The following is a 17,011-nucleotide window of genomic DNA, read 5'->3' as shown; positions in this document are numbered from 1 at the left end:
CAGCTTTAGTAAAACACAAATTAATGCTCGGTATTGGTAATTTTTATGCCGTTCGTCCTTTAATTGATATGAATATTCCATTGCAACCTGGTGTGTTAAGAATCTCATTTTTACACTACACAAGTATAGAAGATTTAAATCAGTTAATTCATGGTTTAAAAGTAGTTTTAGAAAAGTAAAAAATGAGTCTTTCTATAATAATGTAGTTTGAAGTACCTTGGCAAAATAGTAAATATTAATTCATCTATGATCTTATAAAACCCAAATGATAAAATTCTTTAAAAAAATTAGACAAAATTTACTCTCGGAAGGAAAAACTGGGAAGTATTTTAAATATGCCATTGGTGAAATTATTTTAGTAGTAATTGGTATTTTAATAGCTCTTGGAATTAACAATTGGAATGAAAACAGAAAAGACTCAATTCAAGAAAAAATAGTTTTAAGGAGTTAATAGAAAATTTACATTTAGCCAAAAATCAATCTGAAATATTGATTTACGAAGAAGAAACTTTAAAGAAAAGACTCATACGAATTCTTGGAATTGAATCCAATCCAAATAAAAATATCAATCAAATAATTCATGATTCGATTTTTAAAAGTGCTGTTTGGGATTTACAGAGCGACCAACCAACGTTCAATACGTACAACAACTATAAAAACACGAACGAGTTAAGTTTAATAAAAAACAAAAATATAAAAGAAAAGTTTACAAATTTGGAATTCCATTTGAATAAACTTAATGATATACCCGAAGACAGGTTAAGTGTACATCAAATTCGAATTGATGACATATTAGAAAAAGATATCAATTTCATTCCTTTAGTAAAACCAAACATACCTGAAATAAACATTCTAAATGAAATCGAAAATGATTATTACGAGTTATTGAGAATAAAAAGAATCAGAAATCTTTTAGGAATGAAATTAACTTTTACACAAGACGTCATTGACAAAAGAGAAGATCTTGGTAAAGAAATTAGAGAATTAATTGTATTATTAAAGAACGAAATAAGCGAATAAAATTAATGAATTCTAACTAAGAAGTATAAATTTAGTGCTAAAACCCGAGGCGAAATCATACAAAACACTGTTGAGGGAATTTTAGGACTTGATATTTAACTTATGTGTGCGTATTAAATGAAAAAGAATGTTATGAAAAAACTGATGTGTCTTTTTATTATGATTATAGGAATAGTTTCTTGCAGTTCTGACAATGAAACAAAAATAGATAATTCCGATTTAATTGGAAAATGGAACTGGACTGTTACTGCTGGAGGTCTTATTTACTTTCAAGAAACACCAGAAACAACTGGAAAAATTATACAATTGACTTTTAAGGAGTTCTATACTTATTCAATAACAGAGAATGGAAATGAAATATCTAATGGAACTTATGAATTAATTATGAAAAAATCCATTTATTCGGGAGCATTAGAAAGGTTTATACAATTTCCAGAAAACCAACAATACACTGGAATTGTTATGAGAGGAATAATTAAAACCTTTGAAACTAATAAACTTAATATTTCCGACAATAATTATGACGGAATTGGAAGTGAATTTGTCCGAATTGAATAAAGGCCATATCATTTTAAATTAGATTATTATATGATCGTTGACCAACATGAACAAAAAATGAAAAAAAACTATTTATTATTAATTTTTACTTTAATTGTTATCTCTTGTAATAAAGATGATTCAAATCAAGACGTATACACATATTCTTATTTTGATAAAAGTGAATTGACTATTAATTCAAGAGAAGATTCATATATGAAATACGGAATCATTGAATCTGGAGAAAATTTAGTATTCGAATACAGATTTGATGCATATGATGAGGAACAAATAGCTGACGATGAATATTCTGAAACGATTAGATTCGAAATTGATTCGAAACTTGATAAGTTTTCTTATTCTGGTGATGAACTTTTATCTATTAAGCTTGTTTTTACTCCTTATTGTTTTTGTTATTTCCCTCAAAACGAATCAAAAAATGTTGATCCAAAAGGAACGATTAGTGGAGAAAAAATATCTAATAATAAATGGAAAATTAAAATCAATATTACTTTTTACGGAGATGAGGTGAAGGTCATTAATGAAAACTTTAAACTGAAATAAAACTAAATAACAAGTACGTAACAATGACTGTAAATAATTGCTTATTCGCGCCAATTCTTGAAAATCCACAAAGATTTTTAGTTTAGTTAGAACTTATTCATATCCGATACCGTAATTCTTAATCTATCTAACAATCACTAATTTAAACAGAAATTAACTCTAAATCAACATATTTTAAATGGACGTACAACTCATTCGCAATGCAACAATCAAAATCAAGTATGCTGGTAAAACTATTTTAGTCGACCCAATGTTTTCTTCAAAGAACTCGTTTGAATCTTTTGCAGGAATTGAAAAAAATCCTACTGTTGATTTAACAATGTCAATCGAATCTATTTTAGAGGCTATAGATTTTGTGATTGTTACGCATAGACATATTGATCATTTTGATACTTTGGCAAAGGAAAAACTTCCAAAAAACATAAAATTATTTTGTCAACCTACTGATAATGAATTTATTAAAAAATCGAACTTTGCACATACAGAGGTGGTAGAAACAACAACAACTTTTGAAAATATTACCCTTACAAGAACAGGTGGAAAACACGGAAGTGGCGAAATATTGGCGCAAATGGGAGAAGTTTCAGGATTTATACTACAAGCTGATAATGAACCCACTTTATATATTGTTGGCGACAGCATATGGTTGAAGGAAATAGAGAATACAATCACTACTTTTAAACCGGAGGTCATTGTAACAAATTCAGGTGGAGCAATAATGCCAGGATTTGAAAACAATCCAATTATAATGAACGAGGAGCAAACTATTTTGCTCGCACAATCTTCAAATAACGCAAAAATTATTGCTGTTCATTTAGAAAGTTTAGACCATTGTAGCGTTACGAGAAATTCATTAAGGCAAAAAGCGACCGAACAAGGAATTGACGAAAATCGATTAATTATTCCGGCTGACGGACAGGTGATAAGGGTATAAAAACACAAAAATACTACTCATAATCCCGTATATAGTTTAGTAGTGGTTCTACCCTACTTACAAAAATTACTTCGCAGTTTATCAAATAGTATAAATTATGCTATGATCGATTGGAACAAAGAAATTCAAAGACAAAATATAAACGACAAAGACTCTTGATTTTATCTTTTAAAGGCATCTCTAAACAAAATTAATTTATCGATTAAGTTTACTCACAAAAATTGCTAATTTGTTTAAATAGAAAAAAATTGTACTTTTAAAAAAATTCACTAATTCTCTATATAAATTATTTGCTACATGAGTCGCTTATCAAGGGAACTAATCATACAAAAGATGATTCGCACTTATGATACGAATATCTATATGACGACAGAACAAAAATAACTAACACATATTAAAAATTTATAATTATGAAGATAAAAGCATTTTTAATTATGAGCATACTATGGCTATCTAGTCACTCCATGAGTGCTCAAATTAGAACTATTGCAGTTGATACTACTGTAATAACCAATCATACAACGATGATAAATGGTGTGAAAATTTCATATACGGCAACAACTGGTACGCAGCCTGTGTGGGATGAATTAGGTAAACCAATTGCCACACTTTTCTATACATATTATAAAAAAAATACCTCTGATAATTCTGCAAATAGACCTTTGCTTATATCATTTAATGGTGGGCCTGGTTCGGCTTCTGTTTGGATGCATATAGCTTATACTGGTCCTAAAGTTTTGAACATTGATGAAGAAGGGTTTCCAATTCAACCTTATGGTGTTCATGAAAACCCTTATTCTATTTTAGATGTCGCAGATATTGTATATATAAATCCTGTTAACACAGGATATTCTAGAACTATTCCAGCTAGTGGAAAAGAAGTTGAAAGAGAACTGTTTTTTGGAATCAATGCAGATATTAAATATTTAGCCGAATGGTTGAATACATTTATCACAAGAAATGAACGATGGACTTCACCAAAATACCTTATTGGAGAGAGTTATGGTGGAACAAGAGTATCTGGGTTAGCATTAGAATTACAAGAAAAACAGTGGATGTATTTGAATGGTGTAATTATGGTCTCACCTGCAGATTATAAGGTATTTAACTCTGATAGCCCTATTTCCTCATCGCTTAATTTACCGTATTTTACAGCGGCAGCTTGGTATCACAAAGCTCTTTCGCCTGATTTGCAAAAGAAGGATTTATTGGAAGTTTTACCTGAGTCTGAACAATATACATTGAATACATTAATGCCTGCTTTAGCAAAAGGAGGATCTATTTCACAAGAAGAGAGGAAAAAAATTGCTGCTCAGATGGCTTATTATTCAGGAATATCAGAAAAATCAATATTACAGCATAACCTTGACGTACCTACTGACTTTTTCTGGAAAGAATTGTTACGTGACAGAACAGGGAATACTATTGGAAGGCTTGACTCTAGATATTTAGGATTAGATAAAATGGAGGCAGGAATAGCACCTGATTATAGTGCAGAGCTTACCTCATGGCTACACTCCTTTACCCCTGCAATCAATTTTTACATTCGTGAACACTTGAAATTCAAAACGGATATTAAATATAATATGTTCGGCCCTGTGCATCCTTGGGACGATAGAAATAATAATACAAGAGATAACCTTCGTAAGGCAATGGCCGAAAACCCATATCTGAAAGTCATGTTTCAAACAGGATATTATGATGGTGCCACTACATACTTCAACTCTAAATATACGATGTGGCAAATAGACCCAAGTGGTAAAATGAAAGACCGTTTAAGTTTTAAAGGATATAGAAGTGGCCATATGATGTACTTGCGTAAAGCTGATTTAAAAACTGCCAATGATGACGTTCGTTCATTTATTGAGGAAAGTCTTCCAAAAGGGAAATCGGCAAAATATTAATTTATGGAAATAGCCAAAATTTTAGCAGATAGTTTAAAAGAAGTTTTACTTGATGGAAAATGGGTTGCTGGAACCAACATAAAAGATGAAATCAAGGATTTAGATTGGAAAATAGCAACACTAAAAATTGATTCTCTAAATTCGATTGCTGATTTGACTTTCCATATTGATTACTATTTAGCAGGAGTTTTAAATGTTTTAGAAGGTGGAGAACTCGAAATCAAAGACAAATTCAGTTTCACTTATAAAGATATAGAATCTCAAAAAGGCTGGAAACAATTGATTGATAAATTCTGTATTGATTCTGAAAAATTTATTAGAGCTGCAGAAAACATGGCGAATGAAGATTTAGAGAAAATATTTGTTAAAAAAGAATATGGAAATTATTTTCGAAATTTAACAGTAATGAGTGAGCATTGTCATTATCATCTCGGACAAATTATGTTGATAAAGAAAATGATTAAACAGAGAAATTTATTATAAAACTGCTACCAGCGATTGATAAAATTTGTAGCTAGATTTGAATTTATAGAAACTAAACAAATAAAGATTAACAGACTTATCTATGTAAATTCTGATTTAAATACTTTTTTAGAAAAACATTAAAATGAACAATTACCTGTGGAAGGTGGAACCGGAATTTGGTATCACACAAATGGAGCAGCTGTTAGCTGTGGTAGATATTTATTAGTTTGGAAAAAAGATGACGGAAAATGGAAAATATTACGAGACACTTGGTTTTCTGATAAAAAAAATAGCTTTTTAGTAGTTAACATAAAAGACTTATAAACAAGAAAGTATCTAGTTAATTACCACTAAAAGCTCATTTGGAAAATATTTACATATTTTTTCTTAGTTTTAATTAATTATCCTCTATCTTTAAAACCATAACTAAAAATAAAACCCAGATATTAGCTTAAGCTATATAAACGGATACTTATTAAAGTTTTTAAGAAAGGAAGACTGAAATCCTATTTAAAACAGGGCGATATCCGAAAAGCCATATGAGTAGGAAAAACTAATTAAATAAGGTATGGAGAATTTAATAAATTTAGCGCAACTTATTGTTGCAATTTCTGTTATATATGTTTGGACTTTTAGATTTCATAATGTTTTAAAAGAATTCAAACAATTTGGATTAAGTGATTTAACACGAAATATAGTTGGAGCAACAAAAATATCTTTAGCAACATTGCTTATTACGGGTATTTGGTATCCCTCATTAGTCCTTATTCCATCTATTCTTATGGGCATATTAATGATTAGCGCTCAATTTTTTCATTTTAAAATAAGTAATCCATTTATTAAACATTTACCATCGCTAATTCTTTTAGTCCTAAGTGCTATTATAGCATACTCTTCAATTTAAAATAAATAAATAAGTATATGGATGTACTTACAATAGGTACTTTAATATCAAGTTTATCCTTTTTTGCTTATGCGCTTTCGTATTTCATTACGCCTCATATGAAAATCGAATTTAAACGTTTTGGGTTAGAGAAAATTGGATTGATTACTGTTTTATTAGAAATTATAGGAGCTATAGGTTTATTAGTAGGTCTTAAATTTAATTTAATTCTAATGATTTCATCCTTCAGTCTTGCATTACTTATGTTCGCTGGCCTCATTGTGAGAATAAAGTTAAAAGATAGCCTTTGGGTTTCTTTCCCAGCTTTTTTTTATATGGTTTTAAATGCATATATATTTTGGATGTCTATAAATTTACAGAAATAAATAATTGAAATATAGCAAATACCCTGAAAACACTTATGCTTTAAAATTAGTTTGTTTCAATGAAAATGGAACAACATATGACTAATCCAAAACTATTATTATTAAGTTTAATCTTACTTATTTCATTAAGTTGTTTAATAACTAGAAGCCAAAATAAAGGTACTGTTTTACCTGAAATTTCAATTATGAAACAGAATTTACTACTGAGAAATCAGTAATCATTTTGCCTTTAGAAATTGATTGCGTTTCTAAAAATTTCTATTCGGTTTATATTTGCTAAATTAGTTGCTTACTAAACCAAGCAACTATTCTTTTAAACACGTTGTGCTTAATTTTAAAAATGAATAACAAAATCGAACATCCTTTAATGCTTAGAAAACCTTTCTTTCTAATCTTAACAATCATTTTAATTAGTTGTAGTAAAAATGATGAAACCATAGAACCAAAAATTACTGATATTTCCATATCATCATCTGAAAGTTTAATTTTTTGGGTCGATCACGTTGATTTGACACAAAAATTAGAAAATGCATTAACTTATAATTATGGCGCCGCTCTCGAGAATGAAACCGAAAAACAACAAAGTTTCAATTCTGACACTACTCAAGTACAAGCCACTATACATTTTAAAATAGAATCTCAAAGTACATATATTGATACAAATCCATTAAATAATTCAGTAACAATTGACCTAATAAAAGATATTGAAAATCCAATCCCACAAGGTGTAGAGCTAAAAGCTGATGGACCAGGAACGACCTATGAATTAATTACTTCAGTGCTAGCTCCTGGTTTTAACCCAATAGAAGTACCTGATTGTAATCACGCAGAATTTGGGAATCATATTGATGAGCTGTTTGATAATGAATTAAATACAAATGTTTTTAGATTCTATATCCATACCACTCCTGACAACGATCGCTGTATAAATTTTGACAGACAACGAAATGAGATAAAAACGTACGACAAGTCTCCAGATAATTTATTAGGAATTGAAAATGAAACTGTTGTCTACAACTGGAAATTTAAACTAGCTGCAGGGTTCCAATCTTCTCCAAATTTCACACATATACATCAGCTAAAATCTGTTGGGGGTTCTTTTGAAAGTATGCCTATGTATACTTTAACAACTAGAAAAGGCAGTCCAGATAAACTTGAATTACGTTATGCAGAAACTGATGACCAAAATACGCTATCAGAAACGAATCTAAACCCTTTAATTGATACTTGGTTAGAGGTAACTGAAACAATAAAATATGGAACATTAGGAACCTATGAAATTAAAATAAAAAAGGTAAGTGATGATACTGTAGTATTTGAATATTCAAATGCGTCCATAATAAATTGGAGGCCTGAAGCTACTTTTGTAAGACCAAAATGGGGAATCTACAGAAGTTTACTGAATTCCCAAGACCTTAGAGATGAAGAAGTGTTATTTGCCGATTTTAGTATAACAGAAATTGAGTAGTAACTTTATTACTACTTTGAAATAGAATTGAGATACTAATGGATTAATTCATACAAGGCGCAGTACTTAATTCAAATTGCTTGAAATAACAAAAGTAAAATTGCATTAAAAAAACTACGCACACGGTCATATAAAATAAATTATTAATTTTATCCTTAATTATAATCACTATTTCAAAAACATAAATCCATGAAAAAATCAATTATAGTTATCATTAGTATTTCTTTCTCTTTTGTACTTCAAGCACAAGGAATTATTGGTGCCTGGGAAACCACCTCAACTTCTGAAAATGGAGTCTTATTGAAGAGTGTAATGCTATTTGCAGATGGTTATCAAGTATTAACCACATATAATGCTACTAACGGTAAATTTGCTCACACAAATGGTGGTACTTGGAAACTAGAAGATAATGAGATGACTAAAAATATTGAGTTTGATACAGACAACCCAGAACTCGTAGGAACACAAGTTAAGTTTAAAGTGCTGATTAAAGACAATGAAATTGAAATAGTTGATAGCGGTACAAAATTTAAAAGGTTAGATAACGGTTCACCAGGCAAGTTACAAGGTGCTTGGTTAATGTCTGGTAGGATTAGAGATGGTGAAACTCAGTTAAGGGATACAAACAGACCTCGAAAAACCATGAAAATTTTATCAGGAACTCGATTTCAATGGATAGCCTACAATACAGAAACTAAAAAGTTTATGGGAACAGGTGGGGGAACATATAAAACTGTAAATGGTGATTATATTGAGAACATTGAGTTCTTTTCTAGAGACGATTCAAAAGCAGGACTCAGCTTAAAATTTAGTTATGAATTGATTAATGGTAATTGGCATCACTCAGGATTATCAAGTAAAGGAGCCCCAATTCATGAAATTTGGAGTATTAGAAAATAATAGTATTTACGACAAACAACTTAGTTGAAAATTAACAAAGGAAACAGCATATATAGTTTATTGCTAGTTCTAACCTACATATTATAATTACTGAGTTAATTCAATTCGCACGTATCTCACAAATTTTTTATTCGGTTTTTATTTACTAAGTTTAGCCAAACAAAAGAGAGGATATCTCAGTGACAAGCTTTGTTTGAATATCAGATTTTTAGTTAATTAAAAAAGGGGTAGCCGAAAACCGATTAGAGTAGGTATAAACTAAAACTTAACAATTTATGAATTTAGTAGTACTTTATCCACAACCAACTGACCCAGAAAAATTTGAATCAGACTATTCTGCTCACATTAAGTTGCTTCATGAGAAAACGGGAATACCTCAGAATGTAAAACCTTATACAATAACTAAATTTTTACAAGGACCAGAAGGTAATCCACCATTTTACCAAATGTTCACAATGCCATTTGAATCACTAGAAGCATTAAATGAAGTAATGGCTTCACAAGGAATGAAAGAAGTTGCTGCAGATGCAAACAGAATTTCAACAGGAGGTGCACCAACAATCTTAATTGGAAAATCAAGTTAAAACAAAGTTTACTACTGCTTTGACTAACAAATAGCTAATGATAAAGTTCTTTAGAAAAATTAGACAAAAAATGCTTACTGAAAATAAATTTAGTAAGTATTTACTGTATGCGATTGGAGAAATTATTCTTGTAATTATTGGAATCCTAATTGCATTATCTATAAATAATTGGAATGAAAACAATAAACTTGAGGAGCTAAAACAAGTGTATTATCAACAACTTTTAATAGATTTAAATAAGGACAAAGAATATATTATTGAAAAAATAAATTTATATAATTCACGAATTGAAGATTACGAAAATTATCTAAACACTTTTAAAAAACCAAACTTATCAATTCATGAAGTTTTGCAAAATCAAAATAAATTAAATTTTGCAACAGACAATATTAGATTTCAGAATAGTACTATTGAAACACTAGAAAACACAGGAAACAATAAGTTAATTCCAGTAGACATTGCAAATAGATTGACGGAGTTAAAACGCAGTCAAGAATTGGTAATTGAATTTACCAATCTTAACTATGGCTATTATATGGACAATATCAAACAGACCGGTTTATCAGGGTCAATTCCTGGTTTTGAAGAAAGGTTAAAGAATCAACCTGAATTGAAAGAATATTTGAATATTGAAAATAATTCTGATAAAATTATAGTGTCGATTGAATATGCTCAATATCTAAAAATATATAATGAAAGAACAAACATCAAACAATTCAAAGAGATATTGACAAATATTGAGGCAATTATTGAACTCATTAATTCAGATATATAAATTTACAAGAATCCATTATTTAATAAGTATTTAATAAAAGTAAACCCAATGTCTAGCAATTCCTAAAAATTTATGTCTACTTTTAACAAAGAAATGAAAGTTACTCCTGAACATAATGAACGCATAGCAAAAATGAAATTTGCATCAGTTTATCCTCATTATATTACAAGATTGGAGAAGAATGGTAGAACAAAGGATGAACTATATCAAGTAATAGAATGGCTAACAGGATTTGACAAAAATAAACTTCAAAAGCTAATAGATGAGAAAGTAAGTTTTGAAGAATTCTTTCAACAAGCAAAGCTACACCCTAATGCGCATCTCATAAAAGGAGTCATTTGTGGTTATAGAATTGAGGAAATAGAGAATGAATTAACGCAACAAGTAAGATATTTAGATAAGTTGGTTGATGAATTAGCAAAAGGTCGTAAAATGGAAAAAATTTTACGTAAAGAAAATAAATAAGAAGTAATACTCACAAAACCCAAACTGTATTAAAATGCCATTTAGCTAATCTCTGATTTTCTTTAAAATAATTGCAAATTAAGTACTTTACAAGTACCAAAGCTACATACAAAAGCATCACTAAATATAATAACCTTTTGGCAAAAATCTTGTAATATTACCCAATCAGTTGATTTCAACTACATAATAATATTAATAAAAGGCGAAGTATATTTTAATATTCCTTTATCTATTTATATCATTTCATAAATTTTTATAAAATAATCTTGTGGATAATAGAAAAATATACATATATTTGGGTAACCAAACTGGTAAACCAATTTGGTTACCCAAATACTTTGAAAAATGAACACACAAATAATATTTATCATTGGTGTCTCTGGTGTAGGCAAAAGTACCATAGGAGAACTGTTAGCCAAAGATTTACACATTCCTTTTTTTGATGGTGATGATTATCATCCAGAGAGTAATATAAAAAAAATGTCTACTGGTGAAGCATTAAATGATACTGATCGATTTGTTTGGCTTAAAAGATTAAACAAGTTAGCAGTTAAACAATTGAATGCAAAAAGTAGTTGCATAATTGTTTGCTCTGCGTTAAAAAAAGCATACCGAGACATCTTAAATAATGGCATAGAACATCAATCTGTATGGGTTTTTCTACAGGGTTCATTTAATCAAATAAAGGAAAGGCTAGATAACAGAAAAGGGCACTTTATGAGTTCTGAACTTTTAAAATCACAATTTGATATTTTAGAAGAACCTAAAGATGCTATTCATATAAATGTAAAATTATCACCAAAAAATATTGTGGACATACTAAAAAATAAATTGGCTCCAAAGTCAGAATTTGGACTTTTTGGCTTAGGTGTGATGGGTAAAAGCTTAAGTAGAAATTTAGCAAATAATGGCTTCAAACTATCTTTATTTAACAGACACGTTGATGGTGTTGAAGAACATGTAGCACTCAATTTTAAAAATCAGTTTAAGGAGCTATCCTCTGCCCTTCATTTTGATACCATTGCATCTTTTGTTAACTCAATAGAAACTCCAAGAAAAATAATGTTAATGGTGAATGCAGGTAAAATAATAGATTCAGTTATAGAAGATTTACTTCCACATTTATCAGAAGGAGATATTTTAATTGACGGCGGAAATTCTAATTACAAAAAAACCAAAGAGCGCGTTGATTATTTAAAATCCAAAGGAATCAATTTTATTGGAACAGGAGTTTCAGGTGGAGAAAAAGGCGCATTAAAAGGCCCTTCAATTATGCCTGGAGGATCTAAAGAAACATACCAAAAAGTACAGCCATTTTTAGAAAAAATAGCTGCAAAAGATAAAAACAATCTTCCTTGTTGTACTTATATAGGGCCTGAAGGTAGTGGTCATTTTGTAAAAATGGTACATAACGGCATTGAATATGCAGAAATGCAATTACTGGCAGACGTCTATGTTTTACTAAAAAGATTAGGAAATAATCCAGACCAAATAGCAGATATTTTAGAGTCTTGGCAACAAACTTCAAATAGTTATTTACTAGAAATTACGATTGATATTTTAAGAAAAAAAGAAGGAAATGATTGGTTAATCCATAAAATAATGGATAAGGCAGGGAATAAAGGTACTGGTAACTGGACTACCATAGCTACATCAGAATTAGGTGTACCAAGTACAATGATAGCTTCCTCTTTGTTTGCCCGATACACCTCCTTTTTTAAAGATGAAAGAATAACAGCAAGTGAGAATTTTAAAGATGATAAAGTATTACCTATAAAAATCACCGATAAAGATATTTCAAAAGCTTACCAGTTCGCAAGAATCATAAATCATTATCAAGGGTTTAAATTAATTAAAGAAGCATCAAATAGTTATAAATGGAGTTTAAATTTAAGTGAACTCGCGAGAATATGGACCAATGGATGTATCATAAGATCAGAACTAATGGCAACGCTAGTTTCTGTTTTTAAGAATACCGATAACTTGTTACAAGACTATCGATTTATTGAGGAATTAAATTTATTAAAACCATTTGCCATGAACGTAGTTTCAGAAGGTATTTTAAATGAACTGGCCATACCAACTTTAAGTGAGTCTATTAGTTTCTTTAATAGTTTTACAAAAGCTGAGTCTTCTGCAAATATAATTCAAGCACAACGAGATTATTTTGGCGCACATACCTATCAAAGAAAAGATGATTCTTTAGGAAAATTCTATCATACAAACTGGAAAGATTAACTCATTAAAAAATATAAACATGGAAGTTTCCGAAAATAAAAAATCTATATTAAAGAAAATTATTGCTCTAATACTAGGCTTTGGCCCAGGTTTTTTTGCAATTGGTTATACCATTGGTACAGGAAGTGTAACATCTATGATTGTTGCAGGAAGTAAATTTAATATGCAATTACTTTGGGTATTATTATTAAGTTGTTTTTTCTCTGGTGTTCTCATGTTTACGTATGGAAATTACGGATTAATAACGGGAGAAACTGCACTATATGGTTTTAAAAAACATTTAAAGTATGGTAAAGCCTTAGCCATATTAATTATTATTGGTATTACTTTTGGTCAATGGAATTCCTTAATGGGCATATTAGGAATTTCTTCTAATATTATTTACGAAATTTTGGCAGTTAATTTCAGTGGTTTAGGTGACCATAAGTATGCTATAGTTTTAACAATAGCAATAGTTATAATTGTAGTTTTCTATTTATTAATGTTAGTTGGTAAGTATACATTTTTCGAAAAAATACTAGTCATCTTTGTATCCTTAATGGGATTGTCATTTATTTTATCATTATACTTTGTTCAACCTTTATCTCATGATGTTATAAAAGGACTAATACCAACAATTCCCAAAATACCTGGCGGTAAAATGTTAGTTGCTGCATTCGTAGGTACTACTATGGCTTCAGCAACTTTTTTATCAAGACCATTATTTGTGAAAGGTAAAGGATGGACCATTAAAAATTTAGGGCAACAAAAAAAAGATGCCATAACTGCCGCAATTTTAATATTTATAATTAGTGCTACCATAATGGCTGTCTCTGCTGGTGCCTTATTTTATGATGGAAAAGTAGTAACTCAGGTTTTAGACATGGCAAATACGTTAGAACCAGTAGCGGGCAAATGGGCTGTAACTATTTTCTTTTTTGGGGCATTAAGTGCAGGATTATCATCTATTTTCCCATGTCTTTTAATTGCTCCTTTATTATTAGCAGATTATCAATCGGGAGAATTAGACACTAGTTCAAAGCAATTTAGAATTGTAACCTTTATAGCTTGTTTAGTTGCTTTAATTGGGCCTGCTTTTGGGGCAAATCCTATTGAAGTTCAAATTTTATCACAAGTATTTAATGTATTTGTTTTACCTGCTGTCGTACTCGGTATTATATTAATGGTTAACAGTAAAAAAGTAATGAAAGATTACAAAACAAGCATATGGGTTAATGTTGGACTTTTTGCAGCGCTATTCTTCTCTTTAATAATCTCTTTTAACGGAATTATAGCCTTAACAGAATATTTTTAACCAACAAAATTGATGAAAATTATTTAACTACTTGATTTAAATGAAAATAAGTTTAATAGATAAAGATAAAAAAAAGTCATTGCAGAATGGAGTTATCTCTATGATTCGTGATTTAGTTAATTCAAAAAATCTAGAAGAAGGAGATAAATTGCCTTCAGAAAGATTAATGTCTGAAAAGTTTGAAGTAAATAGAAATCAGATAAGAGAAGCAATACGAAAGCTAGAATTTTATGGTGTCTTAAAATCTATCGCTAAAAGTGGTACTGTTTTAAATGTAGGGCTAATTGGTTTTAATGGAATTATAAATGAAATTATTTCATTGGATACTCCAACATTTAAAGAGTTAGTTGAAACAAGAATAACTTTAGAATTAAAGATGGTATGCTTAGCAGCTAAAAGAAGAACTGTTGATGATTTAAAAAATATGAAAGAGGCATTAAATGCATTTAAAACAAAGATAATTAATGGTGAAGATTATTTGGAAGAAGATTTATTGTTTCATATGTCAATTGCTAAAGCAAGTAAGAATAACACCTTGTTAACCTTAATGCTTTTAATAACTCCACCAATTTTAGCAACTTATGAGAAGGATATCGTTTGCGAAGGAGATAAAGTAATTTCCGAGATAAAAAAACATGAAAATATCTATTTAGCAATAGAAGCTGAAGATATAGAACTTGCAAAAAAAATGATGGAAGATCATTTTTATAAATTAATAAAATACATTGATTAACAAAAAATAAGTAGAGAGATCACAAATTAATACCAATAAAAATTTTCAACGCTAATAGTTTAAAATATGAATACTAAATTAACTAACAAAAATGTTCTAATTACCGCTGGCGCTCAAGGCATAGGTGAATCCATAACTAAACATTTTATTGATAGTGGAGCTAATGTAGCTATCCACTATTTTTCCAGTTCAGATACTGCTAAACAATTAATGGAATACGCAATTAGCAAAGGACAAAAAGCTATTATTTTAAAGGGTGACTTAACAAATGAAGCAGATGCTAATGCTATAGTCGATAAAACAATAGAAGCGCTTGGAGGTTTAAACATCCTAATTAATAATGCAGGTTCATTAGTTGCACGTAAAATGCTACATGAAATGAAAACTGAATTTTGGAACAAGGTAATGGATATCAATCTTACTTCCATGATGTTTGTAACGCGTGCAGCAGCTCCTTATCTTGCAAAAAATGATAATAGCAGCATTATTAATTTGGCATCACTTGCTGGACGTAAAGGCGGTCATCCTGGATCACTCGCCTACTCTACCAGTAAAGGTGCAATATTAACATTTACACGTGCACTATCTGCAGAATTAGGACCTCAAGGAACTAGAGTTAATGCAGTTGCACCTGGCCTTATTTTGGGTACTTCATTTCACAACACACATACCACAAAAGAATCTGCAGATGCTACAACATTAAGCATTCCTATTCAAAGAGCAGGTAACGCAGCAGATGTAGCACGAGCAGTCGTGTATTTAGCTTCTGAATACGACGGATTTATTACTGGCGCTACGCTTGATATTAATGGAGGAGTCTATAATATGTAACTTCAAATAGTTTAAACATCATTTTATCTTAACATACAAATCAATAAAAATGAAAAAAAAAATAAACATATTCGTATCTATACTTGTAATCATAAGTTTATTTCTTAGTAGTTGCAAAAATTCAAACAACAAACCGAATACAAAAGAAGTTGAAAAAACACTATATGCTAGTGATGTAATTCCATTTTTTGATCATTGGAATTTAATTTTAGGTGATGGATCAAATGCTGAAATAGCCAATAATTTCGAGCAAAAAGATTTTTTTTATACTGAAACAGATGAAAATGGAAATTGGGTAGTTTTCAAAGCTCCAAATGCAGGAGATACTCATGGTACTTCAAATAATTGTAGAACCGAGCTAGCACAATTAAAAAAATGGTACGCACAAACACCTGCAAAATTATCCGCAACACTTAAAGTAATGAATGTATCAGCTACAGGAGATGCCAGAGTTGCGGCATCTTATGCTGTTGTCGTAGGTCAAATTCATAGTGCAGATGCTCACGAAAATGAACCTCTTAAAATATTTTATAAGAAATTCCCTGGCCATACGAAAGGGTCAGTCTTTTGGCATTATGAAATAAATACGGCTGGTGACGATAATTCTGGAAGATGGGACTATTCAACAGCTGTGTGGGGTAATGACTTTTCGACTGTTGGTAGTGAAGAAAACACGTACCCAAATGAACCTCTCGAAGGTATTGCCTTAGGTGAAGAATTCAGTTATGAAATTGAAGTAAAAGATAATATCATGTACTTAACTTTTAAAAGTGAAGGACACGAAACAAAAACGTTTACAAAAGACTTAGTCAAATCTGAGTATACAACTTCAGCAGATGTACCAAATCAAACTAAAGAAATGTTCGTACCTATTGGTCAAGACGGAATAGAGAGAGCGAATGCCTATGCAGGTGAAGGTTTGTTCTTTAAGTTAGGGGCATATAATCAAACAAATGGAAAATCGCCAGAAGTTAACAAAAACTGGTGTTCTGGTGCTGAAACTTATGGCGGAGATATTCAAAAACAATAT

General features: G+C 30.1%; 20 protein-coding genes. All 20 read left to right on the top strand.

The window, feature by feature from the left end:
- Positions 1-265: 265 nt before the first annotated feature.
- Positions 266-451, top strand: coding sequence for a DUF6090 family protein (locus HKP59_RS04720; protein WP_291803980.1), 186 nt, complete (start codon positions 266-268; stop codon positions 449-451).
- Positions 452-489: 38 nt separating this feature from the next.
- Entirely contained in the window at positions 490-1,020 is a 531-nt protein-coding gene (locus tag HKP59_RS04715; protein ID WP_291803977.1) for a hypothetical protein, read from the top strand.
- 132 nt (positions 1,021-1,152) lie between these two features.
- Positions 1,153-1,578, top strand: coding sequence for a hypothetical protein (locus tag HKP59_RS04710; protein WP_291803974.1), 426 nt, complete (start codon positions 1,153-1,155; stop codon positions 1,576-1,578).
- 57 nt (positions 1,579-1,635) lie between these two features.
- Positions 1,636-2,121, top strand: coding sequence for a hypothetical protein (locus HKP59_RS04705; protein WP_291803971.1), 486 nt, complete (start codon positions 1,636-1,638; stop codon positions 2,119-2,121).
- A gap of 178 nt (positions 2,122-2,299) precedes the next feature.
- Entirely contained in the window at positions 2,300-3,055 is a 756-nt protein-coding gene (locus HKP59_RS04700) for an MBL fold metallo-hydrolase (protein WP_291803968.1), read from the top strand.
- A 410-nt stretch (positions 3,056-3,465) separates the two neighbouring features.
- Positions 3,466-4,959: a carboxypeptidase gene (locus HKP59_RS04695; protein ID WP_291803965.1), complete on the top strand. Its 1,494-nt coding sequence runs from the start codon at positions 3,466-3,468 to the stop codon at positions 4,957-4,959.
- 3 nt (positions 4,960-4,962) lie between these two features.
- The gene (locus tag HKP59_RS04690; RefSeq protein ID WP_291803962.1) at positions 4,963-5,442 is read left to right on the top strand and encodes a DUF1572 family protein; all 480 of its coding nucleotides are present in this window, start codon (positions 4,963-4,965) and stop codon (positions 5,440-5,442) included.
- Positions 5,443-5,580: 138 nt separating this feature from the next.
- A complete protein-coding gene (locus HKP59_RS04685) occupies positions 5,581-5,748 on the top strand; it encodes a hypothetical protein (RefSeq protein WP_291803959.1) in 168 nt (55 codons plus the stop codon).
- Between the two features lie 244 nt (positions 5,749-5,992).
- A complete protein-coding gene (locus HKP59_RS04680) occupies positions 5,993-6,328 on the top strand; it encodes a DoxX family protein (RefSeq protein WP_291803956.1) in 336 nt (111 codons plus the stop codon).
- A 17-nt stretch (positions 6,329-6,345) separates the two neighbouring features.
- Complete coding sequence (locus HKP59_RS04675; protein ID WP_291803953.1) at positions 6,346-6,693, top strand: hypothetical protein; 348 nt, start codon at positions 6,346-6,348, stop codon at positions 6,691-6,693.
- Between the two features lie 340 nt (positions 6,694-7,033).
- Positions 7,034-8,161, top strand: a complete 1,128-nt coding sequence (locus tag HKP59_RS04670; protein WP_291803950.1) for a hypothetical protein — start codon at positions 7,034-7,036, stop codon at positions 8,159-8,161.
- 189 nt (positions 8,162-8,350) lie between these two features.
- On the top strand, positions 8,351-9,061 hold the full coding sequence (locus HKP59_RS04665; protein ID WP_291803946.1) for a membrane or secreted protein: 711 nt from the start codon (positions 8,351-8,353) through the stop codon (positions 9,059-9,061).
- 275 nt (positions 9,062-9,336) lie between these two features.
- Complete coding sequence (locus tag HKP59_RS04660) at positions 9,337-9,645, top strand: EthD family reductase (RefSeq protein ID WP_291803943.1); 309 nt, start codon at positions 9,337-9,339, stop codon at positions 9,643-9,645.
- Between the two features lie 37 nt (positions 9,646-9,682).
- On the top strand, positions 9,683-10,420 hold the full coding sequence (locus HKP59_RS04655) for a DUF6090 family protein (RefSeq protein ID WP_291803941.1): 738 nt from the start codon (positions 9,683-9,685) through the stop codon (positions 10,418-10,420).
- Positions 10,421-10,513: 93 nt separating this feature from the next.
- A complete protein-coding gene (locus HKP59_RS04650; protein ID WP_291803983.1) occupies positions 10,514-10,885 on the top strand; it encodes a DUF2200 domain-containing protein in 372 nt (123 codons plus the stop codon).
- Positions 10,886-11,230: 345 nt separating this feature from the next.
- Positions 11,231-13,123 (top strand): decarboxylating NADP(+)-dependent phosphogluconate dehydrogenase, encoded by a 1,893-nt coding sequence (gene gnd, locus HKP59_RS04645; protein ID WP_291803939.1) that lies wholly within the window; start codon positions 11,231-11,233, stop codon positions 13,121-13,123.
- Between the two features lie 19 nt (positions 13,124-13,142).
- Positions 13,143-14,417, top strand: a complete 1,275-nt coding sequence (locus HKP59_RS04640) for an Nramp family divalent metal transporter (protein WP_291803936.1) — start codon at positions 13,143-13,145, stop codon at positions 14,415-14,417.
- A 40-nt stretch (positions 14,418-14,457) separates the two neighbouring features.
- Positions 14,458-15,150 carry an FCD domain-containing protein gene (locus HKP59_RS04635; RefSeq protein WP_291803933.1) on the top strand — a complete coding sequence of 231 codons (693 nt, stop codon included), beginning with the start codon at positions 14,458-14,460 and terminating at the stop codon, positions 15,148-15,150.
- A gap of 66 nt (positions 15,151-15,216) precedes the next feature.
- Positions 15,217-15,981 carry an SDR family NAD(P)-dependent oxidoreductase gene (gene fabG, locus HKP59_RS04630; RefSeq protein ID WP_291803930.1) on the top strand — a complete coding sequence of 255 codons (765 nt, stop codon included), beginning with the start codon at positions 15,217-15,219 and terminating at the stop codon, positions 15,979-15,981.
- Between the two features lie 49 nt (positions 15,982-16,030).
- The coding region (locus HKP59_RS04625; protein WP_291803927.1) for a polysaccharide lyase family 7 protein at positions 16,031-17,011 on the top strand (981 nt) is incomplete at its 3' end.

Origin of the sequence: Lutibacter sp., assembly GCF_013041805.1 — a bacterium.
Classification (GTDB): domain Bacteria; phylum Bacteroidota; class Bacteroidia; order Flavobacteriales; family Flavobacteriaceae; genus Lutibacter.
The sequence above is the reverse complement of the archived record's forward strand: the minus strand, read 5'-3'. Positions and strand labels throughout refer to the sequence as shown.